Source organism: Salinivibrio sp. PR6 (assembly GCF_001995955.1).
Lineage (GTDB): Bacteria > Pseudomonadota > Gammaproteobacteria > Enterobacterales > Vibrionaceae > Salinivibrio > Salinivibrio siamensis.
Genome location: NZ_MUFA01000006.1, coordinates 87,340 through 111,780, shown reverse-complemented (window position 1 = coordinate 111,780; position 24,441 = coordinate 87,340). Strand labels below are relative to the sequence as shown.

The following is a 24,441-nucleotide window of genomic DNA, read 5'->3' as shown; positions in this document are numbered from 1 at the left end:
TAAAAATGACATTTCATCGAAACCTTGTATCTTCTCGTGATTGCACGCACCGAAAACCCACCACTGTGCCTGCCTTGATAAACAGACAACCATCCTCCCGCTCCATCCTCAATCTCATATTCATTCATCAGGATCAGTGCAACAGTGATAGTGACTTGTTTCACTATAAACCAGAGCTACCAGCATGAATCACTAACCCCAATGATTGTGTGCAGTCGTCCCCTGAACGTCCATCGCATCGCTAGGGTCAGACTCTCTGACACTGAATAACCGTATTTATTAGGGGTTGGTAATTTTTAGCAATCCTCTACAATTGGTTGAGTGATGCCGAGCCTCTTCCTGCTCGGCTTTTTTTCATCCAATTAAGCAAAGAGTGCCTGATGGAGTCTGCTTCTCGCGCAAAGCGCTTGTTCTCGACCACCCTACCCATGCTGTTTGGCGTACTGTCACTGATGAGTTTTCAGCTCGTTGACAGTGCTTTCATTGGTCAGCTGGGCGTGTTGCCCCTCGCCGCGCAAGGCTTCACCTTGCCGATTCAGATGATCATTATCGGCATTCAAGTCGGACTCGGGATTGCGACCACGGCGGTGATCTCGCGCGCGCTCGGTGCCGATCAGTGCCGTTACGCCAAACAACTCGGCGGTTTAATTTTATTTATCGGCACCACAGGGGTCGCCTTATTCGCCGGTTTACTCTATGCATTACGCCACCCCATCTTGCAGCTGCTGGATGCACCGGATAATGTGTTTCCGGTAATTGATAGCTATTGGCAAATTTGGTTAGTCAGTGCCTGGACAGGCGCGGTACTCTACTTCTTTTATAGCCTAGCACGCGCCAATGGAAACACCATGTTGCCCGGCTCCATGATGGTGGTGACCAGCTTATTAAACCTCGCGCTCGATCCGGTGTTTATCTTTTGGCTCGATTGGGGCATTAATGGCGCGGCCGTCGCCACCTTAATTGCGTTTGGCTCAGGCATCGCCATTGTCGCGCCCCGCGTGTTTGGTAAAGGTTGGGTTTCGTTTGACTGGCAAGACTTAGACATCAAACACAGTGTGGGTTCGATTGGGCATATTATGGGGCCGGCAATGATAAGCCAACTGCTGCCGCCGGTGTCATCTATGCTGGCCACCAAGCTGCTCGCCAGCTTTGGCTCAGCGGCAGTGGCCGCTTGGGCGCTGGGTTCACGCTTTGAGTTTTTCGCCATTGTCTCGGTGCTGGCGCTGACCATGTCGATGCCCCCTATGGTGGGTCGTTTGCTGGGTAAAGGCGATCTGACCGAAGTGCGGCATCTGGTCAAGTTAGCCTGTCAGTTTATTCTCGGCTTTCAATTGCTGATAGCACTGGTCACCTGGCTTGCCGCCGCTCCCTTGGCAGACTTGATGACCAGCGATCAACAAGTCACCGATATCTTGTACACCCACCTCACGCTAGTGCCATTTAGTCTTGGCGCTCTGGGGGTGTGTATGTTGATGGTGTCGATTACCAATGCATTAGGTCGCTCATACACCGCCCTAACCATTTCTGCGCTCCGCCTATTTGCGTTTTTCCTGCCCTGCCTCTGGCTAGGCGCACAAATTGGCGAGCTGTTTGGCCTGTTTGCCGGTGCCTTAATCGGTAACCTACTCGCAGGCGCCGTGGCTTATGCCATGTACCAACGTACGCTGGCTAAACTGATGACGAGCGAATAGAGAGCCAAAACGTCAACCTTGGGGCATCGGCTCAGTTCGCACACAGACACGCCGTCAACCCTTCCCTGGAGGCTCCGCCGCGCCATCCATGGCGCGGAGGGTCTGCTTAGCGAACTAAGCCGATCATCAAACCCTCCAGCGTTCGCCCCCAACTAAAAAGCCCACCAAATATAAGGCGGGCTCAAAGGATAAAAGCGGTTAACGCGCGGGGTTAATAACCCAGTTGCGTTAAGGTCGCTTCAATGTCTTTACCGTCACTGTCGGTTAAGGCTTTAACCGCCACGTTAGGACGGTTGGTAAAGAAGCCATCCACGCCACGCTCACGGTAACGAATCAAATCTTCGCGATCGTCCAAGGTGTACATGTGCATCAATAAGCCTTTTTCATGGATCATGTCCACCATCCAGGTCTTCGCCAGGTCCATATAGCTAAATTGGCTTGACCAGGCATCATCGAAGTTGGCTTGCGTGCCCGACGGGCCTACACCGATGGCACCGTGCTCCTTGGCATAATCCAACCACTCTGCGTAGCCGGCTTTCGAGGCCACTTCTTGGCGCGCATAGTACTGAGCGTAGGACTCATCATCCGCTTTCGGCGCGCTGTCTTTGGTCGGAATGTAGCCATCGCCTGCCCATAGCAGCAAGATTTTTGGCACGTTTGGCATCACATCTTGCAATGCTTCAAGGCTCGATTTATTAAAAGTCTGCAGGATCACTTTGCCTTTGGCGTCGTCATCTAACCAACCATGCTCGGTCAAGTCTTGCTTCAAATCCTGCTCAATCCCTGGGAAGAACGCCGGCACCTTGGTTTCAATATAAAGCCCAGGCTGATGGGCACAGTCTTCAGCGATTTCACGTACCTGATCCAGCGTCACTAGCTTCAAGCCGCGGAAGCTCTCACGCGCACGCTCTGGGTATGACTGATTAAACCAGCTGCCCGCATCCAGCTTTTCCAGCTCTGCCCAAGTAAAGGTATTGACCGGGTCGTCGGCACGCTCAGGATAAACTGTCTCAATATTAGTGTTGCGCTTAAGGTTGTCGTCATGCACCGCAATCAGTTTGCCGTCTTGAGTGCGTTGCAGATCAAGCTCGAGATAATCGGCCCCCACTTCACACGCAAGTTGGTAGGCCGGCAAGGTTGATTCTGGTGCATTGTAAGAATCACCACGGTGGGCAATCACGGCGTGATCAGCAATGCCAAGTTGTTCGCTAAGCGCACTGTCACTGGCTTGGGCAAAAGAAGGATAAGATAAGGCACTGGCCACACTCAGGGCAGTAGCCGTCACGCTCAAGGTCGCTTTTAATGATGTGTTCAACGGAAACTCCTTAATGTCGTTGAAATTGGCGAGATAATTAAACGCTTGTTCAATTATCGAGACAGCATAGCAAAACCCTGATTTAAAGAGAAAAAATAAAAACGCCCACAACAACGTGGGCGTTAGTCGGGCTAAGAAGCTAGCGGCCAGAGTGACTCAACCGCCTGCAGGGGGCGTTGGTCGGGATTGGATAAATAGTGGGGGCGCGGTGACAACCCACTAAAGGGCGTCACCGGTTTATTCTCCAAACTGTTATAGACAAACATTAAAATTGAGCGTGGGTCGTTGGCGATATTATCGGGTGAACCATGCATCAAGTTACAATCATGGAACACCAAGGTACCGGCTTGTCCCGTTACCGAGGCAATGCCATTGTCTTCTAACAATGCCTCCATGGTCTCTGGCTTGGGCACACCCAGCATTTGTTTTTTCAGCGATTGCTGATAGTTTTTTTCGCCGGTGTTGCCTTCACAAGACGCATAGTGATGGTGTGAGCCGGGGATCACATACAAAGGCCCATTGTGCTCGGTGTTGTCGGTTAGCATCAGCCATACGGTCACGGCTCGCATCCGTGGCATTCCATCCTCAACGTGCCAAGTCTCGAAGTCAGAATGCCAAGGAAACGACTTGCCTTTAAACGCAGGCTTAATATTGACGCGCGATTGCATCAAATATGCGTCCGAGCCCAAAATTTGCCGCACTTTATTGAGAATGCGCGGATCGCGTGAGAAGCGATCAATCAAATCACTGTAGGCAAAAGGTTTGAAAATGGTGCGCAGCTCGTCACTATCCGGCTCGGTGTATAGCTCTTCATAGCCGGCCATATCATCGCGTAAACGGGTTATTTCACGTTTAAGCGGTGCCACCATTTCCGGCATGTAATTATCCATCACCAGAAAGCCTTGGCGCTCGAACGTATCCATCTCGTGCGAGCTTAAGCTATGCGGTACCTCTGGCTGCACACTGCCGTACACAACAGGGTCTAGACGTGGGGAAAGCGTTTCTTGTCCATTGACGCGTGAGGGATACAAATCGGGAGTACCTTCCATTATTGACACCTCCTTCATGTCGTTCGTTTTTTGGTGATATCTTCTCGCTGTTTAAGGCCCTAAAGGGCGTGAATTGAACACAACACAGGTGTGGGCGGCCAATCTAAAATCAACCCCCACACGCGTGCGATGCATCTTCTCGGATAACTGCGAGCTACCCTATCAGCTCAGCATCGAACAGTGAACCTTTGTCACCACAACGTCATTATGCCTCGTGAGCGATCCAGCGGATCGCTTTCACACCGATCCCGTTCAAATCCTCATTGGTTCGTGCTACCCTGCGCGCCTCCCACGGGGAACAACTATCTATTCGTCGATCGACGCCTGTACGTGTACGCTATACTGCGGATGGGCATCAGCCAGTGAAAGTGATCAATCCATGAGCCAAGGTACGCTTTACATTGTTTCCGCCCCAAGTGGTGCGGGTAAATCCAGTCTGATTTCAGCGTTGCTGAATGATAATCCTCGCTATGACATGAAAGTGTCAGTCTCTCACACAACGCGCGCCATGCGTCCGGGTGAAGAAAATGGCGTACACTATCATTTCGTCTCGGTGGAAGAATTTCAGTCACTGATTGCACAGGAAGCGTTCTTAGAGTACGCGCAAGTGTTTGGCAATTATTACGGCACCTCGCGCGTATGGATTGAAAAAATGCTTAATAATGGTGTCGATATTTTTCTCGATATCGATTGGCAAGGCGCTGAACAAATTCGTCAGCAAATGCCGAACAGCAAGAGTATTTTCATTTTGCCACCAAGCCGTGAAGAGTTAGAAAGACGCCTCACGACACGTGGCCAAGACAGTGAGGAAGTGATTGCGCAACGCATGCAGGAAGCACGCTCCGAGATCTCTCACTATGCTGATTATGATTACCTGATTATTAATGATGACTTTGATGTCGCATTGATGGATATTAAGGCCATCATCCGTGCCGAGCGGATGGCACAAGCCAAACAAGCCAGCAAGTATCATGCAATGATCGACGAACTGTTGGCTGACTAACCACCACATTGAGACGTGGCCATTGCCCCAGCCAACGCTGGCAATAGGTCGCGGCCTTTTGTATACTTTTCGGTCATTTTGAATGACCTATTGATGACATAGCTGGAGTCCTTCATGGCACGCGTAACTGTTCAAGACGCCGTTGAAAAAATTGGTAACCGCTTCGATCTCGTTCTGGTTGCGGCTCGCCGCGCCCGTCAAATGCAAACGGGTGGCAAAGATGCCCTCGTCGCAGAAGAAAACGACAAGTACACAGTGATCTCTTTGCGTGAAGTTGAAGAAGGACTGATCAACAAAGAAGTCCTCGACGCGCGTGAGCGTCAGGAAAAGCAAGAGCAAGAAGCCGCTGAAATGGCCGCGGTAAGCACCATTTCGGGTCAACGTTAAACGCTGCATTTATCAGGGACAGGCCGTTTGTATCTATTTGATAGCCTGAAAGAAGTTGCTAGCCAGTATTTGCCGGAGTCACAGCTTGAAGCGCTTCGGCAAGCCTACCTAGTAGCCAGAGATGCCCACGACGGGCAAACTCGCTCAACCGGCGAACCTTATATCATTCACCCCATCGCGGTGGCACGGATCTTGGCGGAAATGCGCTTGGACTGTGAAACCCTGATGGCGGCATTGCTGCATGATGTCATTGAGGACACTGAGGTGACCAAAGACGATCTGCAGCAACGCTTTGGTGATGTGGTGGCTGACTTGGTCGACGGCGTCTCTAAGCTTGATAAGCTTAAATTTCGCGACCGTAAAGAAGCCCAAGCCGAGAACTTTCGCAAAATGGTCATGGCGATGGCCCATGACATTCGCGTGATCCTGATAAAACTGAGTGACCGCACCCACAATATGCGTACCTTGGGCGCCCTCCGCCCAGACAAAAAACGCCGTATTGCCCGTGAAACGCTAGAAATCTTCGCCCCTCTCGCCCACCGCTTGGGTATCCATAATATAAAAGTGGAGCTTGAAGAGCTCGGCTTTGAGGCCTTGTACCCCAATCGCTACCGCGTCCTTAAAAAGGTGATCGCGCAAGCGCGGGGCAATCGCAAAGAGATGATCCAAAAAATCCATGCGGAAATTGAAGGTCGTTTGGAAGATGCCGGGATTAACGCCCGTGTGCTGGGCCGAGAGAAAAACCTCTACTCCATCTATAACAAGATGAAGAATAAAGAGCAGCGTTTCCATACCATCATGGATTTATACGCGTTTCGAGTGATTGTGGGTGATCTTGATACCTGCTATCGCGTGCTAGGGCAAATGCATAACTTGTATAAGCCACGCCCAGGCCGGCTCAAAGACTATATCGCGGTGCCTAAAGCCAACGGGTATCAATCACTGCACACCTCTATGATTGGTCCACATGGTGTCCCGGTGGAAGTACAAATTCGTACCGAAGACATGGATCAAATGGCCGACAAAGGGGTCGCGGCACACTGGGCGTATAAAAGCGGTGCCGACAGGCCCTCTGGCACCACCGCACAGAAACGGGCGCAGCGCTGGATGCAAAACATTATTGAGCTCCAACAAAGCGCCGGTAGCTCGTTTGAATTTATTGAGAGCGTCAAGTCGGATCTCTTCCCCGATGAGCTGTACGTCTTTACCCCCAAAGGGCGGATTGTCGAGCTCCCTGTCGATGCCACCGCGGTCGACTTTGCCTATGCCGTCCATACCGATGTGGGCAATACCTGTGTCGGGGCGCGGGTTAACCGTCAACCTTACCCGCTAAGTCAGCCGCTCAAAAATGGTCAAACAGTAGAGATTATCACCGCACCCGGCGCGCGCCCCAACGCGGCTTGGCTTAACTATGTGGTGACTGCACGGGCCCGGACGAAAATTCGTCAAGTGCTGAAAACCATGCGCCGTGAAGAGTCGGTGACCTTAGGGCGTCGCCTGCTCAATCATGCGCTTGGAGAGCAAAACCTGCCAGATATCAACCCTGAGCGGGTTGAGGCAGTACTGAGTGACTTAAAGCTGAAAACCAGCGACGACTTACTCGCGTCGATTGGCCTTGGCGAACTCATGAGCGTAGTGATCGCACGTCGCTTGCTAGATCAAGACCCGGCGGCCCCCACCGAGGGCAAAATGCCTATCCGTGGTGCCGATGGTATCTTGGTCACCTATGCCAATTGCTGTCGTCCAATCCCAGGTGACCCGATCATTGCCCATGTCAGCCCAGGTAAAGGCTTGGTTATCCACCGTGAGACCTGTGCCAACATCCGTGGTCACCGCCAAGAGCCGGACAAATATATGCCTGTCGAATGGGCGGATGATTTTGAACAAGAGTTCAGCACACGGGTGCGTGTGGATATGCAAAACCATCAAGGGGCGCTGGCAGATTTAACCAATACCATTGCATCAACCGGCTCCAATATCCAAGGGCTAACCACCGAAGAGCGCGATGGCCGCTTGTACACTATCTTTGTTCGCCTAACGACCAAAGACAGAGTGCACCTAGCCAATATCATGCGCCGCCTGCGGGTGATGCCTAACGTGGTGAAGGTTAGCCGCCAGAAAAACTGATCGCCTCAATACACTATTGCCCGTCACCCGTCCTTTTTGGCGGGCGCATTTGTTTTTCGTCTGCCATTTACGGAATTGAATCATGACCCCTGAACGCTTTGAACGCATTCATCAGGTCTTGGCCCAACGCCAGCCTGATCTCACTGTCTGCATGGAGCAAGTTCATAAACCCAATAATATTTCCGCTATCATTCGCACTGCCGACGCTGTGGGGATTCATCGCATGCATGCCGTGTGGCCAGAAGGCACCAAGATGCGCACCCTCGGGGGCACATCGGCCGGTTCACGCAACTGGATAGATGTGGTGACTCACAACACCACGGAAGAAGCGTTTGATACCATGCAAGCCCAAGGGATGCAGGTGTTAGTCACCAACTTATCGGATACCGCGGTCGATTTTCGCGAGATTGACTACACCCGTCCGACTGCCATCGTGCTGGGGCAAGAAAAACAAGGCATCAGTCGCGAAGCACTGGATAAAGCAGACCAAGACATCCTCATTCCTATGGTGGGTATGGTACAGTCACTTAATGTGTCAGTCGCCAGTGCCTTGATTTTGTACGAAGCACAGCGCCAGCGCCAAGCGGCTGGCATGTATCAACAGGATAAAACCCGCTTACCCGAACACGAGGTCCACCACATTTTGTTCGAGCGCGGCCATCCGGTACTTGCCCGGGTGGCAAAACAAAAAGGTTTGCCTTATCCGCCTTTAGATGAACATGGTCAAATCGTGGCGGATGAGGCGTGGTGGGCACAGATGCAAGCGGCTAAACACGCACGTTAGTCATGTACAATAGCCAGCGCTAACCAAATAGAGAAACGGATGCGATCTTCCATGCTGAGTGCCGTTACTGTCGATACCTTAAGCGGTGTTGGCAATAAGATGGCAGAAAAACTGGCAAAAGTTGGCCTGCATACAGTGCAGGACGTGTTGTTTCACCTGCCTTATCGCTATGAAGATCGTACCCGTGTCTGGCCGGTCGCTAGCCTCTTACCTGGCCAACATGCGACTATCGAAGGTGAGATCACCCACAACGATACCGTATTTGGTCGCCGCCGGATGCTCACCGTCCGGGTGCAAGATGGCAGCGGCGCGTTAACACTACGGTTTTTCAATTTTAATGCCGCGATGAAAAACAGTTTAGCGGTCGGCAAGCAAGTGAAAGCCTACGGCGAACTCAAACGCGGAAAGCACGGGCTGGAGATCATTCACCCCGAGTATCAGGTGTTTTCTGAGCCCACCGAATTGGTGATGGAAGAAACCCTGACCCCCGTGTATCCCACCACGGAGGGGCTGCGCCAAGCGACCCTGCGCAGCCTGACCGATCAAGCGCTGGCGTTGCTGGATAAAAGTGGCGTCGACGAGCTGCTGCCCGAAGGCTTGTACGATCGGGAACTCTCATTGCGCGAGGCGTTGCACCTATTACATCGCCCGCCGCCAGATACCGCGCTAGAGGATCTATTAACCGGTCAACATCCCGCCCAGCGGCGCTTAATCATTGAAGAGCTCCTTGCCCAGCACCTGTCGATGCTGTCTGTGCGCCACCAGGCACAGCAAGTGAAAGGGTTTGCACTCGCGCCCAGTCAGTCACTGGGACAGCGTCTTTTAGATAACCTACCTTTCACTCCCACCGGCGCACAAACCCGAGTGGTGAGCGAGATCAGTGCCGATTTAGCCAAACCATTTCCAATGATGCGCCTCGTGCAAGGGGATGTCGGCGCGGGTAAGACCTTGGTGGCCGTCCTCGCCGCCTTGCAAGCGATTGAGCAAGGCCATCAAGTGGCATTGATGGCACCGACCGAGCTCTTGGCCGAGCAACACGCCACCAACTTTTCCCAGTGGCTTGAGCCATTGGGGATTCGGGTTGGTTGGCTGGCTGGCAAGTTAAAAGGAAAAGCACGCGAAGACACCCTGGCACAAGTTGCCGATGGCAAAACACAAATGGTGGTCGGTACTCATGCGTTATTTCAAGCCAGTGTCCGGTTCCACCGCTTAGCACTGGTGATTATTGATGAGCAACACCGCTTTGGCGTTCATCAGCGTCTTGCGCTGCGTGAAAAAGGCGAGCAACAAGGTGCGCATCCACACCAGTTGATCATGACCGCGACCCCCATTCCTCGTACCTTGGCGATGACCGCCTATGCCGATTTAGAAACCTCAGTGATTGATGAGTTACCCCCAGGTCGTACCCCCATTCAAACCGTTGCCGTCCCCGACACCCGCCGTGACGATATCATCGCCCGCGTCAGTGCCGCCTGTGCCGCCGGTCGACAAGCGTATTGGGTATGCACCTTGATTGAAGAGTCCGACGCCTTAGAAGCGCAAGCCGCCGAAGACACGGCCACCGCACTCAAAGACGCCCTACCCAACCTGGAAATTGGTTTGGTTCACGGGCGAATGAAAGCGACGGACAAGCAAGCGGTGATGGACGCTTTTAAGCAAGGCGAACTGCAGTTATTGGTAGCGACCACTGTGATTGAAGTGGGGGTCGATGTGCCCAATGCCAGTTTAATGATCATTGAAAACCCGGAACGGCTGGGGCTCGCACAGTTGCACCAGTTACGTGGCCGTGTCGGCCGAGGCGCAGTCGCCAGTCATTGTGTACTGCTTTACCATGCGCCCTTATCTAAAACCGCGAGTCAGCGGCTTGGGGTACTGCGCGACAGTAATGATGGCTTTGTTATCGCCCAGCGCGATCTCGAAATCCGCGGGCCGGGTGAACTATTGGGGACTCGGCAAACGGGCTTGGCCGAATTTAAAATCGCCGACTTGGTGAGAGACCAAGCGCTGATCCCTGAAGTACAAAAACTGGCGACCCATATCCATCAACATTACCCACAACATGCGGATGCGATTATTCGCCGCTGGCTGGGGCATAAAACCCATTACTCCAACGCCTGATCACCGCTATAACGCTCCCAATGGGTCATGATCAGCGCCATGGCTTCTGACTTACTGTAGCCTGCTTCGCTGGTCGCATGAATAAATTGCGCCAGCGTTGCTTCAACATATTGCAGACGTTGCTCTGGCTCAGCAGGACGCATGGCATCACTGACCTGCATGCCCACGCCGGGCAAGCGCTCTAGCCACCCGTCTTCAACCAATTGCTGATAGCTGCGCGATACCGTCATTGGGTTCATCGCCAGTGTTTTGGCCAATTGCCGCACCGAGGGGAGACGCGCCCCCGGATAAAGTGTACCACTGGCAATTTGCCGTTGAATTTGGTCAATAAGCTGCTGAAATTTAGGCGTCGGATCCTGACTGTCTAGCGATAAACGCATAGCCTTTTCCCAGTGTATTGAATCTCTATGACAGTATGGCCTAACGCCCGCATTCCGCGACTTCCGCCGCTAAAAACGTGGTCACACGCACACGAGGGGTTATTTTTTATTACCCACGGGAAACGTCATTTGAATTCTCAGCCCGCCTTCGGTTCGTGAAGAAAGACGAATATCACCATGGAGCTGTTCCACAATGCGTTTGACGATAGCCAGCCCTAAGCCTGTCCCTTCACTACCGCGTGCAGTGTCGCCGCGTGTAAAGGGTTGAAATAGCGAGTTTTCTAAGTTGGCATCGATCCCCGGGCCATTGTCTTCCACTTCCACCCACTGATAGGTGTGATCGGCATTGCTGCCACAGCCGAGACGGACCCAACCGTGTCCATAACGCACCGCATTGACCACCAGGTTGGTCACCGCACGCTTTAAGGCCACCGAGTTGGCAAATAACTCTCCGTGCAACGCCCCTAAATCGAGCTCAATATCGACACCGACTTGCTGCTGATTACTCGCCACATCTCGGCAAATACTGGCTAAATCAACCGGATCAGGGTCTTGTTGCTGCACGGCGCGCAAGTAGTCCATAAATTGGTTGATGATTTCATTACACTCTTCGGTATCTTCGGTAATGCTATCGGCCAAGTAGGCATCATCTGATGACATCATTTCAGTCGCAAGGCGAATGCGCGTCAGTGGCGTGCGCAAATCATGGCTCACCCCGGCCATCAGCAAAGCGCGGTCTTCTTCGAGTTTGCGTATGCCGGCCGACATCTTATTAAACGCCACCGTCACCGCCTGAATTTCCGACGCCCCTCGCGGGGGGACAGGATCGGGAAAACGACCATCCGCCACATCTAACGCCGCCCGCTCAAGAGCCACGAGTGGACGGTTTTGCATCTTGATAAATAGCCACCCGCCCGCAATCACCAACAGGGCAATCACCAAGCTGTATTGAAACAAAGGCGCGAAGTCGTCTTGATGCAGTTCCGATAGCGGGATCCGCATTAAAAAGTCGTCAATCTGGTCAAACTTCAGCCATAGCACATAACTGTCTTCGCCACTGACCAAGCGTACTTCGGTTTGCGTGCCCAGTTCTTTGCTGATGTGCTCGCTTAAGTAATCAATCTCCATCGCGTCTTTAAACGCCGCCGCTTGGTCACTGTTGGGCGCATGCAAGGTGACACCAATCTGCTCCAATAGCTGCCGCCGCACAGGTTCACCAAGGTGAAGGACTTCACCATCCTTAAGATACCAGTCTTCCTCCAGCATCAGGCGTACTTCGAACGCCAAGATTTTGTTGAACTGCTGCAAGCTGGGCAGTAAGGCATAATTGACGATGGTCAGATAAGAAAAAACTTGGCTGGCAATTAATAAGCCAGCCAAGATAAACAAGGTACGCGCAAAGTTAGTCCGCGGTGACATCCGCATCGCTACACCTCTCCATCCGGAACGAACACGTAGCCGAGCCCCCATACGGTTTGAATGTAACGCGGTTTGCTCGGGTCTTCCTCTATCATGCGGCGCAACCGCGAAATTTGCACATCAATCGAGCGCTCCATTGCCGAATACTCACGGCCACGCGCCATGTTCATCAGCTTATCACGTGACAAAGGCTCTCGCGCATTGGTCACCAAGGCTTTAAGCACCGCGAACTCGCCAGATGTAAGCGTCATGGGCTCATCATTGCGAAACATTTCTCGCGTGCCCAAGTTGAGGCGAAACTCGCCAAAGGTCACCGTGGTTGAGTCTGCACTCGGCGCGCCTGGCGCTTCAATGGTCTGCCGGCGCAATACCGCCCGTACCCGCGCCAATAGTTCACGCGGGTTAAAAGGCTTGGGCAAGTAATCATCGGCACCCACTTCTAAGCCAACAATGCGGTCAATCTCATCGCCCTTGGCGGTCAGCATCAAAATCGGCAACTGGTTATTCGCTTGACGCAAACGGCGACACACAGACAGGCCATCTTCCCCCGGCAGCATCAGATCCAGCACCATCAGGTGAAAGGCTTCACGCGCGAGTAAGCGATCCATTTGCTCGGCATTGGCCACACTACGTACCTGAAAACCTTGCTCGGTCAGGTAGCGTTCCAGTAGCGAGCGCAGACGCATATCATCATCCACCACTAGAATTTTATAGTTCTCTTGCATGCTAAGCCCTCAATGCTGATCGTTGCCCGGCCATGGATTGACCGTCACTTATATCATACTGAATTTTGCCACAATTGAATGTCAGACCGCGTGTTTGTCTGTCACCACATGCGGAGTAAATTGTTACCGAGTGTTGCCTCGACAAGCTTGTCCGCTTCTTGTAGTTTCCTGAACAAGGTTATATCGCGCGACGCCGAATGGCTAGCGAAAGGAGAGGTAACGTGAAAACCAAATTGGTGACCCGAGAGGGGTTTAACGCGCTCAAAGCCGAGCACGATTACCTGTGGCACGAACGACGCCCAGAAGTGACCAAAATTGTCAGCTGGGCCGCCAGTTTAGGTGATCGCTCAGAAAACGCTGACTACACCTACAATAAGCGGCTGTTACGTCAAATTGACCGTCGCGTCCGTTATCTGCGCAAACGCCTCAATGACTTAACCATTGTTGATTACGCGCCAGAACAAGAAGGGCGGGTCTTTTTTGGCGCCTGGGTGGAAATAGAAAACGAGGCCGGCGACACCAAGCAATTTCGAATCGTTGGCCCTGATGAGATTTATGAACGCAAAGATTACATTTCTATCGATGCCCCTATGGCGCGGGCGCTATTAAAAAAAGCCGTTGATGACGAAGTGGTGGTCTCAACCCCTGAAGGTGAAAAGCAGTGGTTTGTGAATACCATTACCTACCCAAAGCCCAATGACACCGACGCTCAGTAATCACGGAGGGAACCTTCGCCTCCATCGCGGTCAAAAATGCTATCCCTTGGCAGGGTATCCCCTGCCGTGCTTGTAGAGAAAAGGAAACACATGCACACATCCATTACACAAACCCTGGCGCACGAACTCAATGTCGCACCAGGTCAAGTTAAGACAGCGGTTGAGCTGCTTGACGATGGTAACACTGTCCCTTTTATCGCTCGCTATCGTAAAGAAGCGACCCAGGGCCTGGATGACTCGCAGTTGCGTACCCTAGAAACGCGATTGGTCTATCTGCGCGAATTGGATGCCCGGCGCGACACCATCCTCAAATCGATTGACGAACAAGGCAAACTCACCGAGAGCCTGCGCCGCGATATTCTCGCCGCGGAGAGTAAAAACCGCCTAGAAGATCTCTATCTGCCTTACAAACCCAAGCGCCGAACCAAAGGACAGATCGCGATTGAAGCCGGCCTCGCCCCCTTGGCCGACACCTTATGGCAAGATGCCTCGCACGACCCTGACACGCTTGCCGAGCAATACATCAATGCTGAAAAGGGCGTCGCCGATACCAAAGCGGCACTCGAGGGGGCCCGCGCCATCATGATGGAACGCCTCGCTGAGGATGCGAGCTTACTTGAGGCGCTGCGCCAATACCTTAAGCAATATGCGGTGCTACGCGCCACTGTGATTGCGGGTCAGGAAGAGAAAGGGGCAAAGTTCAAAGACTACTTTGCCCACCAAGAGCCGATTGCCAAAGTGCCCTCTCACCGCGCACTGGCGATGCTACGTGGTCGCAATGAAGGCGTACTGCAGCTGGCGCTGGTTGCCGACCCCGACCAAGCACCAGACAGCAAGCAAAGCGTATGCGAAACCATGATTGCTCAGCATTACCAGCTGTCTTTAGGCACCGCACCGGCTGACCGTTGGCGCAAGCAGGTGATTGCCTTTGCGTGGCGGGTAAAAATCTTGATGCACCTCGAGACCGAGTTCATGGCCAATCTGAAAGAGCGCGCGGAAAATGATGCCATTGATGTGTTTGCGGCGAACTTAAAAGATGTATTGATGGCTGCACCGGCTGGCCCTCGCTGCACCATGGGGATAGACCCAGGCCTACGTACCGGCTGTAAAGTGGCGGTGGTGGATGGCACGGGCAAACTGCTCGACACCGCCACGATTTATCCCACCGCGCCTAAACACGATATTGAAGGGGCAAGCAAAACCCTGCGCCGTTTTATTGATCGCCATGGCGTGAACTTGATTGCCGTCGGCAATGGCACCGCCTCGCGTGAAACGGAACACTTTGTCACCACCATGCTCAAGCAAGCCGACTTAAGCATTCAAACCGTGATGGTCAGTGAAGCCGGTGCCTCGGTTTATTCGGCGTCAGAGCTGGCAGCCAATGAGTTTCCCGATCTCGATGTCTCGCTACGTGGCGCGGTTTCCATTGCCCGTCGCTTGCAAGACCCCCTCGCCGAGCTGGTTAAAATTGATCCTAAATCGATTGGCGTCGGTCAGTATCAGCACGATGTCTCTCAAAGTCAGCTTGCCAAAAAGCTCGATGCCGTGGTGGAAGACTGTGTGAACGCCGTGGGGGTTGATTTAAATATCGCGTCCGCACCACTGCTCACCCGAGTGGCAGGCCTTAGCCAAACCATGGCACAAAACATTGTTGCCTTTCGCGACGAAAATGGCCGATTTGGCGATCGTAAAACCCTGCTGAAAGTGCCGCGCCTTGGCCCGAAAGCCTATGAGCAATGCGCTGGCTTTTTACGGGTGATGGATGGCGCTAACCCGCTGGATCGCTCAGGTGTCCACCCAGAAACCTACCCTTTAGTTAAACAAATCGCCCAAAAGACTGGCAAAGCCATCGATGCCTTGGTGGGCAATGCGGGTATGCTACAAAGCTTAAACGCAAGCGATTATGCCACCGAGACCTTTGGACAGATCACGGTCACCGACGTACTGAACGAGCTGGCCAAGCCGGGCCGCGATCCGCGTCCTGAGTTTAAAACCGCCACCTTTGCCGAGGGCGTGAATCAGATCAGTGACTTAAAACCAGGTATGCAACTCGAAGGCGTGGTCACTAACGTCACTCACTTTGGCGCATTCGTCGATATCGGCGTCCACCAAGATGGCCTCGTGCACATCTCCGCCCTATCAAACCGCTTTATTAGCGATCCCCGCGACGTGGTGAAAGCCGGTGATGTGGTGAAAGTGAAAGTCATGGAGGTGGATGCGCCGCGCAAACGCATTGGGTTATCGATGCGCCTCGACGATACCCCAGCCGCCAGCGAAACCACAGTTGCCGCCCCAAAGCAACGTGATAAAGGCCCGAAAAAGCGCCAGGACAAACCCGCCGCAATGGGCAGCATGGCGGATGCCTTTGCCCGCGCCAAGCGTTCTTAGCCAAGCACAAAGCCCCGCGATAATACGCGGGGCTTTGACGTCAATCGGCTCAACGGAAAGCGCTTAAATCACGATCAGCACTTCTGAGGGCATATTCGCCACGGTCGCTTGCTGATAGCGCATGGCGACGACTGCACGCGTTTGCTCGAACCTTTTCAGCTCTTCCACTTTTTCAAGCACTTCTTCCGGCATTTTCAACCCTAGCGGATAGCCGTTGTCTTTACGTGCTTGCTCTCCAGGCTCGGTACGTGCCATGGCGTCGACACGACCAGCAATGTTCGCCCCATCGTAATCAGCGTCAGACAAAGACTCGCGGCTGTAGTCGAGCGAATAGTTAGGGTGCTGTGACGGATCCCAAGATGAGCGGCCGAGCTGCTTGCCTTGATCGGTGGCCGCTTTGCCGTGTTCTGGCTCTGGGGCTTGCTTGGTGGGGACGATTTTTTCGCGCATGCGATTGTCCCGCGCAACTTGCTCGGTTGGCGGGTTCACCGATGGCGCGACAGTTGGGATACTGACGCTTGCTGGCGATATATTCATCTGATGCTACCTCCCAACATCAGCTGAAGGCCTAATTGTCAGTGCGGCCTCGTCTCCTTATAGTTTAGACGACAACCGCGAGTATGGTGCCTATTGTGCCCAACGCAGACAAAAATTGTCCCGCACTATAGGCCGTATCATCGTTTTCTTTCACTTTTTCCGGGTGGTCCATGCCCAACGCACCATAGGTAAAGGATTCAACCGATGATTTCTCTTCTGGCTTTTTAACACCTTCAGCGTTTTTCGCTGCTTTCACATCTTTGCTTTCTTTTGCTGCCTCAGCAGCAGAAAGCTTTTCAACAGGCTTCGCTTCTTTCGTATCTTTGGCCGCGTTGTCCGCATTTTGTTGCGGCTGTGTCGGCGCTTTTGGCTTCATCGTTTGTTGATGATACGCCTGAGACTGCCCAACGTTACCTACGTTCATTATGGTCTCTCCTAATGTCAGAGCAAGTGACATAGTTAACTTATCGGCAGAACCATGACAGGATTTAGTCAATTCTACCAAAAAACGATCCGCGCACACTATTTGGGCGGCAAGTTTTTGCCTAAAAAGGCAAGTAGCTTGTCCACCACTTCGTCAGGCTCCGTCACAAAGGGGGCATGAGCACTGTGTGCTAATACCTCGCATTGTGAATGAGGCGCCAACGCAGACACCGCTTCCGCCACCGACGCAGGCACCAAACCGTCTAGCCGCCCGTATAACCGCAACCAAGGCACAGTGATCGCCTCACAATGATGGCGAAGATCTGTGGTTGCCAACATCGACAATCCATCTGCCAAAGCACGAGGGTCGGGCGCCGGCCGCGAAAACACCGCTTGTTTGAGCGCTTTCACATCTTTTCTCGCCGTGGGTGATCCCATGGCTTGCAGCGCCATGAAGCGCTCCACCGTTTGCGAAAAATCACGCTCAAGTTGGTCGGCAAAGTCGGTCAATACTGCCGGCTTGATTCCGCGCCATCCTGGCTCTGCAACAAACTTGGGTGAACTGGCCACGGTGACTAAACCACTCATACGCTGTGGCGATAAGTATGCCGCCTGTGTGGCGACTAACCCGCCCAGCGACCAACCGATCCAAGTTGCATGCGCTGGTGATTCTTTAAGCAACAGTTGTGCCAGTTTCTCTATATTAAGATCCGGTTGGTGGGCGCTGTGGCCGAAACCTGGTAGGTCAACACAGTGAACACGGTAATGCGCGGTCAGGTAAGGCAGCAACAGCGACCAAACAGCACTGTTCATCCCCCAGCCGTGAATGAGAACCAGATCGGGGCCTTGACCATAAGATTGCCAATCACATAACGCCATGCTTTACACTGCCTTGGTTGCTTTTCAATCAAGGTGCCTATGATACCAGCAATCAACCCACGGCGCTTGACGCGTTGGCTGACCCATTGGAGAGGCAAGATCTTGCCCTTGCAATGCCCTGTTTGCCACTTATCACTGGCGACCACGTCGGTGGGGGCCACACAGGCTTTGTGTTGCGACGCATGCTGGGACGCCCACTACCAATATCATCTTTGCCAGTGTTGCGGTTTGCCGGTGACCGACTCCCAAGCGCGATGCGGTGCCTGCCTGAGCCACCCACCGGCGTGGGATCACTTGTTTGCCATCAGCGCTTACCATGATCCCTTGCCGCAACTTGTCCACGCATTCAAATACCAGCAGGCCTTCGAGTTGGCCTTGCCCTTTGCACGCCAGTTAAGCGAGCGTATCCTTCACCCCGCTCCCGTGCTGCTTCCTGTCCCTCTCCATTGGCGGCGTCGCTGGCAACGCGGCTTTAATCAAAGTGTGCATTTAGCTTGGGCGCTGGCCGACCACCTTGATACTCAAGTTGTCGATAACGTTTTAGTCCGACATCGTCATACTGCGCCACAACAGGGTTTAAGCCGACAGGCGCGGCTCTCTAATCTGAAACATGCGTTTGCGATCAGGGGCGAGCTGCCAAGTTCTCATGTGGCGATTGTTGATGATGTGGTCACGACTGGACAAACGGTGTCACAACTGTGCCGGTTATTACGCCGTGCGGGAGCAGAAACGATCGATATTTACTGTTTGGCACGTACCGATCTACCCTAACGGAAAGCGTGCTATCCATGCTCATAAAGTAGCCACATGCTTCAAGGGGTGATAGCCAACGCAAACCGGAGTACACTGTATAAAACACACTGGATTAGTCAGGTATTTGTCGTGTCAGAAGTCAATATTTCAGAAAATGCACAAAGCCACTTTGTGAAGCTGCTTGAGCAGCAGCCCGAGGGCACCAATATTCGCGTGTTTGTGGTTAACCCAGGCACGCCAAACGCCGAGTGCGGTGTTTCTTATTGCCCACCCGAAGCGATAGAAAGCAGCGATACCGAACTTAAGTTCAACGGCTTTTCTGCCTTTATCGATGAGATGAGCCTGCCATTTTTAGACGAAGCGGAAATCGACTTTGTCACCGATAAAATGGGTTCACAGCTGACGCTGAAAGCACCGAATGCGAAAATGCGTAAAGTCGCCTCCGATGCCCCCTTGATGGAGCGGGTTGATTACGTGATTCAAAGCCAAGTTAACCCACAGCTTGCCAGCCATGGCGGCCATGTGAACTTGATAGAAATCACCGATGACGCGGTGGCGATTTTGCAATTCGGTGGCGGCTGTAATGGCTGCTCGATGGTGGACGTTACCCTAAAAGAAGGAATCGAAAAGCAGTTGCTGGCTGAGTTTAGCGGCGAGTTAAACGGCGTGCGTGATGTGACTGAGCATGCCCGTGGCGATCATTCTTACTACTAATAAACGCCGTCTCCTATCGCAAAAACAGGCCAAGTGGCCTGTTTTTTTGTTCATTAGCCTCAGTGCGTGACGTGAAAAAAGCTATCTCGTCGCCAATGGTAAACAAAGCACACCGCAAGACTGAGCCCTCTTAGCGCCATAAAAGTAAGCATCGCTAACCACAGTGCATGATTGCCCCACCCTTGCGCTAACCACCATGCCGCAAAAAAACCTGCGGTGGCGACAAACATCCCATTGCGCATGTCTTTACCCCGCGTGGCACCAATAAAAATACCATCCAGCAAAAAGCACCACATCGATACCAAAGGCATAGCCACCAACCAAGGTAAATAACGCGCCGCTTGGTCACGCACCGCCTCGATATCGGAAATCAGCGCAATGATGTGATGGCCTGCCACGCCAAACGCCAACGTGATCGCCAAGCAAATCACCAACGACCAAAACGTGCTGCCTATCAGTGACACTAACAGCTCAGACTTGCTCTGCGCGCCAATCGCTCTACCGACCATTGCCTCCATCGCATAAGCAAAACCGTCCATTGCAAAAGAAATCAGCATCAGAAAGCTCATCAACACCGCATTGGCGGCCACAATGTCATCGCCGAGTGTCGCTCCTTGGAAGGTCATGAAGGTAAACGCCAACTGCAAGCTAAGGCTACGTAAAAAGATGTCTCGATTAAGCTTTAGCAAGCGGCTCATCCCAGTCAGCCCGCGCTCAAACACCGACCGAACGGTCGGTAACTGACGCGACTGCCAGATACCTTTGACAAAATAGAGCCCCAGGATGAGGCCGAGATAATCGGCAACCACACTCGCCGCTGCGGCCCCTTCGACTTTCATATCGAGGCCCACCACAAACAGCAGATCAAGGATAATATTGGCACTGTTAACCACAATCAGTAGCCACATCGGCTGGCGCGCATTTTGGGCCCCCAGTAGCCAGCCCATGATCACCAAGTTCATCAAGGTCGCCGGTGCACTAAAGATCCGAATGGAGAAATACTGGCTCGCATAGTGTTTCACCTCAGCACTGGCATCACTAAAGTGCATCACCCCCTCTAAAATAGGCACATGCAGTGCGATTAACAGTACAGCCAGCAAGCACGCTAAGGTCGCCCCACGCACAAAGGTCGCCGCCAGCTCACGGTTATCACTCGCGCCATAGGCTTGCGCGGTAAATCCGGTGGTCGCCATACGCAAAAAGCCCAACAGCCAAAAGGTGACATTTATCATGGTGCTGCCAACCGCCACACCACCTAAATACCATGCATGGTCTAAATGGCCGATCACCGCGGCATCCACTAACCCTAACAAGGGAACAGTGATATTGGAGATCACCATAGGTAAAGCCAGCGATAAGACCCGCCAGTGAAGCTCACGCTGGGTTAAAGACTGCCACATACTTCCTCGATTTGAATTTTAAATGATCTGCACTGCGTTAGAGAGATAGTCTATTTTTGATAAAGAACACGATTGCATCGACAAGCGATAACATCCTTGGGTAGCCCTTATGGGTGCAGCAGTGTACCATTGCGACAATCTCATCGACGAGCGGCCATTGTATTGCGCCAGTGACACGACGTCAGTTGCACTGCGCCAGTTGCACTGCGCTAACTAGCGCTCATCACCTCTGTGAATAAGGAAAGGTTATGCGTGTATTTTTTGCCTGTGTGTTGGTGGTATTGCTAGCGGGTTGCTCGAAAGTGACCAAGCAAAACTACGATCAGCTCGAAGTGGGCATGAGTTATGACGTGGTTGTGAGCCACATTGGCGAGCCTAGCCAATGCGACGACACCATGGGCTTAACACACTGTGTATGGGGCGGCGATGGTAAACATATCAAAGTCTCGTTTGTCGCCGACAAAGCCACCGTGTTGTCGGCGCAAGGGCTAAAGTAGCCTCTCAATAGCGCAACGCGTGGTCGGCAAGCAGCACCACAAAGGTCGCGAAGATATGCCATATCGAGAACTTAAAGGTCTGCCACGCGATGCCTTTTTGCGACTGGATTTTCAGTCGCCAAGCGTAGCCGACAAAGACCAGATTTAAGGTGGTCGCCCCCACCAGATACAGCCAACCACTCATCCCGGTCAGCCAAGGTAAAATGCCCACGATGACCAGCAGTAGGGTGTAAAGCAAGACCATGGTTTGGGTAAACCCTACCCCGTGAGTGACAGGCAGCATCGGTACATCGGCTTTGGCATAGTCATGGCGGCGATGTATTGCTAACGCCCAAAAGTGAGGCGGCGTCCAAGTAAATATGATCATCACCAGCAGTAGCGCATGGGCGTGAAGCTCTCCGGTCACCGCGGTCCAGCCTAACAAAGGCGGCATCGCTCCCGCCAAACCGCCAATCACGATATTTTGCGGGGTCGCAGGTTTAAGCCACTGGGTATACACCAACGCATACCCGACCAGACTGGCAAACGTTAACCAGGCGGTGAGCGGGTTCAGCCACCAGCAAGCAATAAAACCGCTCACCATCAGCACCACGGCAAAGGCCAACGCGGCACCTTGACTCACTCGCCCCTCAGCAACGGGACGATGGCGGGTGCGCTGCATTTTCGTATCAATTTTCCAATCGATAACGTGATTAAACACCGCCGCCGCACTGGCTTGCGCACCAATGCCAAATAATCCCACCAGCACCGCCGACCAAGGTGGCCAACCTGGGGTTGCCAAACACATGCCCACCAACGCGGTGAGAAGCAACATGGCAACCACACGCGGTTTGGTCAGCTCGTAATAATCACGCCAATTGGCGCCAGCAGGTGTCGAAACACTAGCGGTACGTTGAAACTGTGCCATCACGGGCTCCTTGTCGGGTCGACGGAGAAAGACATAAAAATCGGGTGAGGAGTAATGTGGCCAACAGCGACAATCCACCGAGATTATGCGCCACCGCCACACTCAGCGGCAGTAGCGCAACCACATTGGTCACCCCCAGCGTAATTTGAATCGCCAACACACCACTCACCGTCATTGCCAGCGCGCGCGCCCCAACACGCCACAGCATCCATGCCCAAGCGAGCACTAATGCGGTAACCACCATGGCGCCAAGACGGTGGGTGGCATGGATGGTCACCCGCTCGGCATGGTTCAGCACGCCAAACTGATAGGTGTCGCTAAGCGGACTGACAGGATGAAAGGCGGAAGGGGTGAAAAGCTGCCACCAAGGGCTTTCGCAGATAGGTAGCTGGGTGCACACAGTGGCGGCATAGTTGGCGGAGGTCCAACCGCCGAGCCCGATTTGAACAATCACCGCCACCAAAGCTAAAGTGCCCACTCGGCGCGCGGATGACGACATTGCAATCACCGGCAACCGGCATGCGCCTGTCGCCACCGTCAGCCAAACCAGCAAGCATACGGTAGTAAAACCACCGAGTAAGTGCGCCATCACCACCACCGGCATTAAACTTAGGGTCACCGTCCACATCCCTAGGGCCGCTTGCGCGACGACCACCACACTGAGCAAGGTAGTTAGAGCGCGGAACGCCCGATAGTCAGGACGTCGCCAGCTGATCCAGGCCAACGCAAAAATCGCCAGCCCGAGGGTGCCGGCCACGTAGCGGTGCAGCATTTCATTCCATGCTTTATTGATATCGATGGGCGCATCTGGGAAACGCGACATGGCGACCGATTGCGCGCTTTCACTGGCGGGCACGGCCAAATGGCCATAGCATCCGGGCCAGTCTGGACAGCCAAGCCCCGCTTCAGTGAGGCGGGTAAACGCGCCGAGGCCGACCACCAGCACAGCCAGTATCAGTGTCGATAAAACGGCGAGTTGGTAGCGACGCGTTGCCATAATCAGCCTACCTTTGACAATTTAAGGAGCCGTTTGAGGTCGCGTAACAAGCCTTTGCCTTGCGCGACCCACTTCGTTTTATCATCACTGACCGGATAGGCCAGCACCACATTATTCATCGGATCGCTAAGATAGATGGTATTTTTATCAAACGCTTGCTGCTGCCATGCCCGCGCTTGCTCTGTGGTCAGGGTTTGCCATGTCAGTACCTCCGGCGCTTTCGGGGCGGAGCTCGTCAGTGCCACGCTACTGACCCGATCGCGCTCTTTGCCGACCGCAATCGGAATTTGTGTTAACTGAAACAGCGCTTGCTCGCACACAGAGTCACATTGCTCTGGCACCCGATAAATCAACCGCCACTGGCCTTGCTCAGGTAACCAATTCAAGGTCGCCGGCTCAGTGAGAAACTGTCCGTAATTGGTGACCCCTTTTTCATACCAACTTTGCTCCAACACCAATTTCGCCACCACCACGGGCAAGACAAAGATGCCAATCAAAGCCACGAGCGTCATGCGTCCTTTCACACCGCTTCCCTCTGTTTAGTTTTGTACCACCAGATGCCCGCGCCAATACTGACCGCGAGCGCCATTAACGCCCACTGCAAGGCATAGCCATAATGTTTTACTGGCGGCATCACCACCGGCTGCCACACCGGTGTCACCCCCGCTTGCGCCAAGGCATCTGTGCTCGGCGTGGTCACATCCACCAGTTTTTCTGCCCGTATCAACCACTGCGCCTCCAGCGCGGGCATTTGAGCCTTAAGTGCTTGTAAGTCAATGCGCTGCACCCGAGCGGGCCACTTATGCGATGCCGTTTCTTTCTTGAGCACCACCCGCCTGGACGGTGTATCAATAAAGCCAGACAGCTGATAGCGCGATGCCAACGCGGGCACCGCCGGCAAGGCACGCACAGCAGGCGCGGCCACCCAACCCAGTTCCACTAGCCACCATCGCGATGGCTGCTGGTTTGGAATGAAGGGAAGAAAAAGGCGATAGCCTACGCGACCTTGGTGGGTCTGATTATCGAGCCACACGGCAAACTCGGGGCGAAACTGGCCATCGATCGCCAGAAATTGCCCTTTTTGCACCGCGCTTGCGAGTGAACCTGGTGCTTGATTGGCCTCAAACTGTGCCAGATGTTGGGCTTTTTGCTCGCCACGCGTCCATTGCCAATGGCTTAACTTGACGAGCAGCAAGACCACAACCACAGTCAATATCAGAAACCCCATTCGC

General features: G+C 53.3%; 24 protein-coding genes. 11 read left to right on the top strand and 13 right to left on the bottom strand.

Features of this window, described 5'->3' with window-relative positions:
* The first annotated feature begins 380 nt into the window (after window positions 1–380).
* Window positions 381–1,691, top strand: coding sequence for an MATE family efflux transporter (locus BZG72_RS06475; protein ID WP_077666398.1), 1,311 nt, complete (start codon window positions 381–383; stop codon window positions 1,689–1,691).
* A gap of 211 nt (window positions 1,692–1,902) precedes the next feature.
* Here the strand turns inward: BZG72_RS06475 and BZG72_RS06470 are convergent, their stop codons facing one another.
* Window positions 1,903–3,006: a glycerophosphodiester phosphodiesterase gene (locus tag BZG72_RS06470; protein WP_241832529.1), complete on the bottom strand. Its 1,104-nt coding sequence runs from the start codon at window positions 3,004–3,006 to the stop codon at window positions 1,903–1,905.
* 131 nt (window positions 3,007–3,137) lie between these two features.
* Window positions 3,138–4,055: a phytanoyl-CoA dioxygenase family protein gene (locus tag BZG72_RS06465; RefSeq protein ID WP_077666397.1), complete on the bottom strand. Its 918-nt coding sequence runs from the start codon at window positions 4,053–4,055 to the stop codon at window positions 3,138–3,140.
* Window positions 4,056–4,434: 379 nt separating this feature from the next.
* Between BZG72_RS06465 and gmk the strand changes: the two genes are divergently transcribed.
* The 5 genes from gmk (at window position 4,435) to recG (ending at window position 10,474) form a co-directional block, all read left to right on the top strand.
* Window positions 4,435–5,058: a guanylate kinase gene (gene gmk, locus BZG72_RS06460; protein WP_077666396.1), complete on the top strand. Its 624-nt coding sequence runs from the start codon at window positions 4,435–4,437 to the stop codon at window positions 5,056–5,058.
* A 114-nt stretch (window positions 5,059–5,172) separates the two neighbouring features.
* On the top strand, window positions 5,173–5,445 hold the full coding sequence (gene rpoZ / locus BZG72_RS06455; protein ID WP_046074663.1) for a DNA-directed RNA polymerase subunit omega: 273 nt from the start codon (window positions 5,173–5,175) through the stop codon (window positions 5,443–5,445).
* A gap of 27 nt (window positions 5,446–5,472) precedes the next feature.
* Window positions 5,473–7,572 carry a bifunctional GTP diphosphokinase/guanosine-3',5'-bis pyrophosphate 3'-pyrophosphohydrolase gene (gene spoT / locus BZG72_RS06450; RefSeq protein WP_046074662.1) on the top strand — a complete coding sequence of 700 codons (2,100 nt, stop codon included), beginning with the start codon at window positions 5,473–5,475 and terminating at the stop codon, window positions 7,570–7,572.
* An 82-nt stretch (window positions 7,573–7,654) separates the two neighbouring features.
* A complete protein-coding gene (gene trmH, locus BZG72_RS06445) occupies window positions 7,655–8,356 on the top strand; it encodes a tRNA (guanosine(18)-2'-O)-methyltransferase TrmH (RefSeq protein ID WP_077666395.1) in 702 nt (233 codons plus the stop codon).
* 39 nt (window positions 8,357–8,395) lie between these two features.
* Window positions 8,396–10,474 (top strand): ATP-dependent DNA helicase RecG, encoded by a 2,079-nt coding sequence (recG, locus tag BZG72_RS06440; RefSeq protein WP_077666394.1) that lies wholly within the window; start codon window positions 8,396–8,398, stop codon window positions 10,472–10,474.
* Here recG and BZG72_RS06435 read toward each other — a convergent pair.
* From BZG72_RS06435 to ompR, 3 genes are all read right to left on the bottom strand, one after another.
* Complete coding sequence (locus BZG72_RS06435; protein ID WP_046074659.1) at window positions 10,459–10,854, bottom strand: GntR family transcriptional regulator; 396 nt, start codon at window positions 10,852–10,854, stop codon at window positions 10,459–10,461. The two genes, recG and BZG72_RS06435, sit on opposite strands and share 16 nt — an antisense overlap.
* Window positions 10,855–10,953: 99 nt before the next feature.
* Window positions 10,954–12,279, bottom strand: a complete 1,326-nt coding sequence (gene envZ, locus BZG72_RS06430) for a two-component system sensor histidine kinase EnvZ (protein ID WP_077578188.1) — start codon at window positions 12,277–12,279, stop codon at window positions 10,954–10,956.
* 2 nt (window positions 12,280–12,281) lie between these two features.
* Window positions 12,282–12,998 (bottom strand): osmolarity response regulator transcription factor OmpR, encoded by a 717-nt coding sequence (gene ompR / locus BZG72_RS06425; RefSeq protein WP_046074657.1) that lies wholly within the window; start codon window positions 12,996–12,998, stop codon window positions 12,282–12,284.
* Between the two features lie 221 nt (window positions 12,999–13,219).
* Here ompR and greB point away from each other — a divergent pair, with 221 nt between their 5' ends.
* Window positions 13,220–13,714, top strand: a complete 495-nt coding sequence (gene greB, locus BZG72_RS06420) for a transcription elongation factor GreB (RefSeq protein ID WP_046074656.1) — start codon at window positions 13,220–13,222, stop codon at window positions 13,712–13,714.
* Window positions 13,715–13,804: 90 nt separating this feature from the next.
* Entirely contained in the window at window positions 13,805–16,102 is a 2,298-nt protein-coding gene (locus BZG72_RS06415) for a Tex family protein (protein ID WP_077666393.1), read from the top strand.
* 63 nt (window positions 16,103–16,165) lie between these two features.
* On the opposite strand, the gene BZG72_RS06410 is transcribed toward BZG72_RS06415, so the two are convergent.
* From BZG72_RS06410 to bioH, 3 genes are all read right to left on the bottom strand, one after another.
* Window positions 16,166–16,639 carry a hypothetical protein gene (locus tag BZG72_RS06410; protein WP_046074654.1) on the bottom strand — a complete coding sequence of 158 codons (474 nt, stop codon included), beginning with the start codon at window positions 16,637–16,639 and terminating at the stop codon, window positions 16,166–16,168.
* A 64-nt stretch (window positions 16,640–16,703) separates the two neighbouring features.
* A complete protein-coding gene (locus tag BZG72_RS06405) occupies window positions 16,704–17,063 on the bottom strand; it encodes a hypothetical protein (RefSeq protein WP_046074653.1) in 360 nt (119 codons plus the stop codon).
* A 98-nt stretch (window positions 17,064–17,161) separates the two neighbouring features.
* Window positions 17,162–17,941 (bottom strand): pimeloyl-ACP methyl ester esterase BioH, encoded by a 780-nt coding sequence (bioH, locus tag BZG72_RS06400; protein ID WP_077666392.1) that lies wholly within the window; start codon window positions 17,939–17,941, stop codon window positions 17,162–17,164.
* 39 nt (window positions 17,942–17,980) lie between these two features.
* Between bioH and BZG72_RS06395 the strand changes: the two genes are divergently transcribed.
* Together BZG72_RS06395 and nfuA are read left to right on the top strand one after the other, a co-directional pair.
* Window positions 17,981–18,712, top strand: a complete 732-nt coding sequence (locus BZG72_RS06395; RefSeq protein ID WP_077666391.1) for a ComF family protein — start codon at window positions 17,981–17,983, stop codon at window positions 18,710–18,712.
* Window positions 18,713–18,748: 36 nt separating this feature from the next.
* Window positions 18,749–19,408: a Fe-S biogenesis protein NfuA gene (gene nfuA / locus BZG72_RS06390; protein WP_152795962.1), complete on the top strand. Its 660-nt coding sequence runs from the start codon at window positions 18,749–18,751 to the stop codon at window positions 19,406–19,408.
* Window positions 19,409–19,467: 59 nt separating this feature from the next.
* On the opposite strand, the gene dinF is transcribed toward nfuA, so the two are convergent.
* Window positions 19,468–20,808, bottom strand: coding sequence for an MATE family efflux transporter DinF (gene dinF, locus BZG72_RS06385; RefSeq protein WP_077666390.1), 1,341 nt, complete (start codon window positions 20,806–20,808; stop codon window positions 19,468–19,470).
* A gap of 248 nt (window positions 20,809–21,056) precedes the next feature.
* On the opposite strand from dinF, the gene BZG72_RS06380 reads away from it, so the two are divergent.
* Window positions 21,057–21,305, top strand: coding sequence for a lipoprotein (locus BZG72_RS06380; RefSeq protein WP_046074648.1), 249 nt, complete (start codon window positions 21,057–21,059; stop codon window positions 21,303–21,305).
* 4 nt (window positions 21,306–21,309) lie between these two features.
* Here the strand turns inward: BZG72_RS06380 and cyoE are convergent, their stop codons facing one another.
* The 4 genes from cyoE to BZG72_RS06360 are packed head-to-tail and all read right to left on the bottom strand — an operon-like array spanning window position 21,310 to window position 24,437.
* The gene (gene cyoE, locus BZG72_RS06375) at window positions 21,310–22,212 is read right to left on the bottom strand and encodes a heme o synthase (protein ID WP_077666389.1); all 903 of its coding nucleotides are present in this window, start codon (window positions 22,210–22,212) and stop codon (window positions 21,310–21,312) included.
* Window positions 22,187–23,209: a COX15/CtaA family protein gene (locus BZG72_RS06370; protein ID WP_077666388.1), complete on the bottom strand. Its 1,023-nt coding sequence runs from the start codon at window positions 23,207–23,209 to the stop codon at window positions 22,187–22,189. Before BZG72_RS06370 ends, cyoE begins: the two co-directional genes overlap by 26 nt.
* A 2-nt stretch (window positions 23,210–23,211) precedes the next feature.
* Window positions 23,212–23,733: a hypothetical protein gene (locus BZG72_RS06365; protein WP_046074645.1), complete on the bottom strand. Its 522-nt coding sequence runs from the start codon at window positions 23,731–23,733 to the stop codon at window positions 23,212–23,214.
* Window positions 23,730–24,437 (bottom strand): SURF1 family protein, encoded by a 708-nt coding sequence (locus tag BZG72_RS06360; protein ID WP_158075258.1) that lies wholly within the window; start codon window positions 24,435–24,437, stop codon window positions 23,730–23,732. Before BZG72_RS06360 ends, BZG72_RS06365 begins: the two co-directional genes overlap by 4 nt.
* Window positions 24,438–24,441 lie beyond the last annotated feature (4 nt).

Excerpts from the sequence above, each read along its gene's own strand:
- BZG72_RS06475 (WP_077666398.1), top strand. The coding sequence starts at position 381 with ATGGAGTCTGCTTCTCGCGCAAAGCGCTTGTTCTCGACCACCCTACCC.
- BZG72_RS06465 (WP_077666397.1), bottom strand. The coding sequence starts at position 4,055 with ATGGAAGGTACTCCCGATTTGTATCCCTCACGCGTCAATGGACAAGAA.
- gmk (WP_077666396.1), top strand. The coding sequence starts at position 4,435 with ATGAGCCAAGGTACGCTTTACATTGTTTCCGCCCCAAGTGGTGCGGGT.
- rpoZ (WP_046074663.1), top strand. The coding sequence starts at position 5,173 with ATGGCACGCGTAACTGTTCAAGACGCCGTTGAAAAAATTGGTAACCGC.
- trmH (WP_077666395.1), top strand. The coding sequence starts at position 7,655 with ATGACCCCTGAACGCTTTGAACGCATTCATCAGGTCTTGGCCCAACGC.
- recG (WP_077666394.1), top strand. The coding sequence starts at position 8,396 with ATGCGATCTTCCATGCTGAGTGCCGTTACTGTCGATACCTTAAGCGGT.
- BZG72_RS06435 (WP_046074659.1), bottom strand. The coding sequence starts at position 10,854 with ATGCGTTTATCGCTAGACAGTCAGGATCCGACGCCTAAATTTCAGCAG.
- envZ (WP_077578188.1), bottom strand. The coding sequence starts at position 12,279 with ATGCGGATGTCACCGCGGACTAACTTTGCGCGTACCTTGTTTATCTTG.
- ompR (WP_046074657.1), bottom strand. The coding sequence starts at position 12,998 with ATGCAAGAGAACTATAAAATTCTAGTGGTGGATGATGATATGCGTCTG.
- BZG72_RS06415 (WP_077666393.1), top strand. The coding sequence starts at position 13,805 with ATGCACACATCCATTACACAAACCCTGGCGCACGAACTCAATGTCGCA.
- BZG72_RS06410 (WP_046074654.1), bottom strand. The coding sequence starts at position 16,639 with ATGAATATATCGCCAGCAAGCGTCAGTATCCCAACTGTCGCGCCATCG.
- BZG72_RS06405 (WP_046074653.1), bottom strand. The coding sequence starts at position 17,063 with ATGAACGTAGGTAACGTTGGGCAGTCTCAGGCGTATCATCAACAAACG.
- bioH (WP_077666392.1), bottom strand. The coding sequence starts at position 17,941 with ATGGCGTTATGTGATTGGCAATCTTATGGTCAAGGCCCCGATCTGGTT.
- BZG72_RS06395 (WP_077666391.1), top strand. The coding sequence starts at position 17,981 with ATGATACCAGCAATCAACCCACGGCGCTTGACGCGTTGGCTGACCCAT.
- nfuA (WP_152795962.1), top strand. The coding sequence starts at position 18,749 with ATGCTTCAAGGGGTGATAGCCAACGCAAACCGGAGTACACTGTATAAA.
- dinF (WP_077666390.1), bottom strand. The coding sequence starts at position 20,808 with ATGTGGCAGTCTTTAACCCAGCGTGAGCTTCACTGGCGGGTCTTATCG.
- BZG72_RS06380 (WP_046074648.1), top strand. The coding sequence starts at position 21,057 with ATGCGTGTATTTTTTGCCTGTGTGTTGGTGGTATTGCTAGCGGGTTGC.
- cyoE (WP_077666389.1), bottom strand. The coding sequence starts at position 22,212 with ATGGCACAGTTTCAACGTACCGCTAGTGTTTCGACACCTGCTGGCGCC.
- BZG72_RS06370 (WP_077666388.1), bottom strand. The coding sequence starts at position 23,209 with ATGGCAACGCGTCGCTACCAACTCGCCGTTTTATCGACACTGATACTG.
- BZG72_RS06360 (WP_158075258.1), bottom strand. The coding sequence starts at position 24,437 with ATGGGGTTTCTGATATTGACTGTGGTTGTGGTCTTGCTGCTCGTCAAG.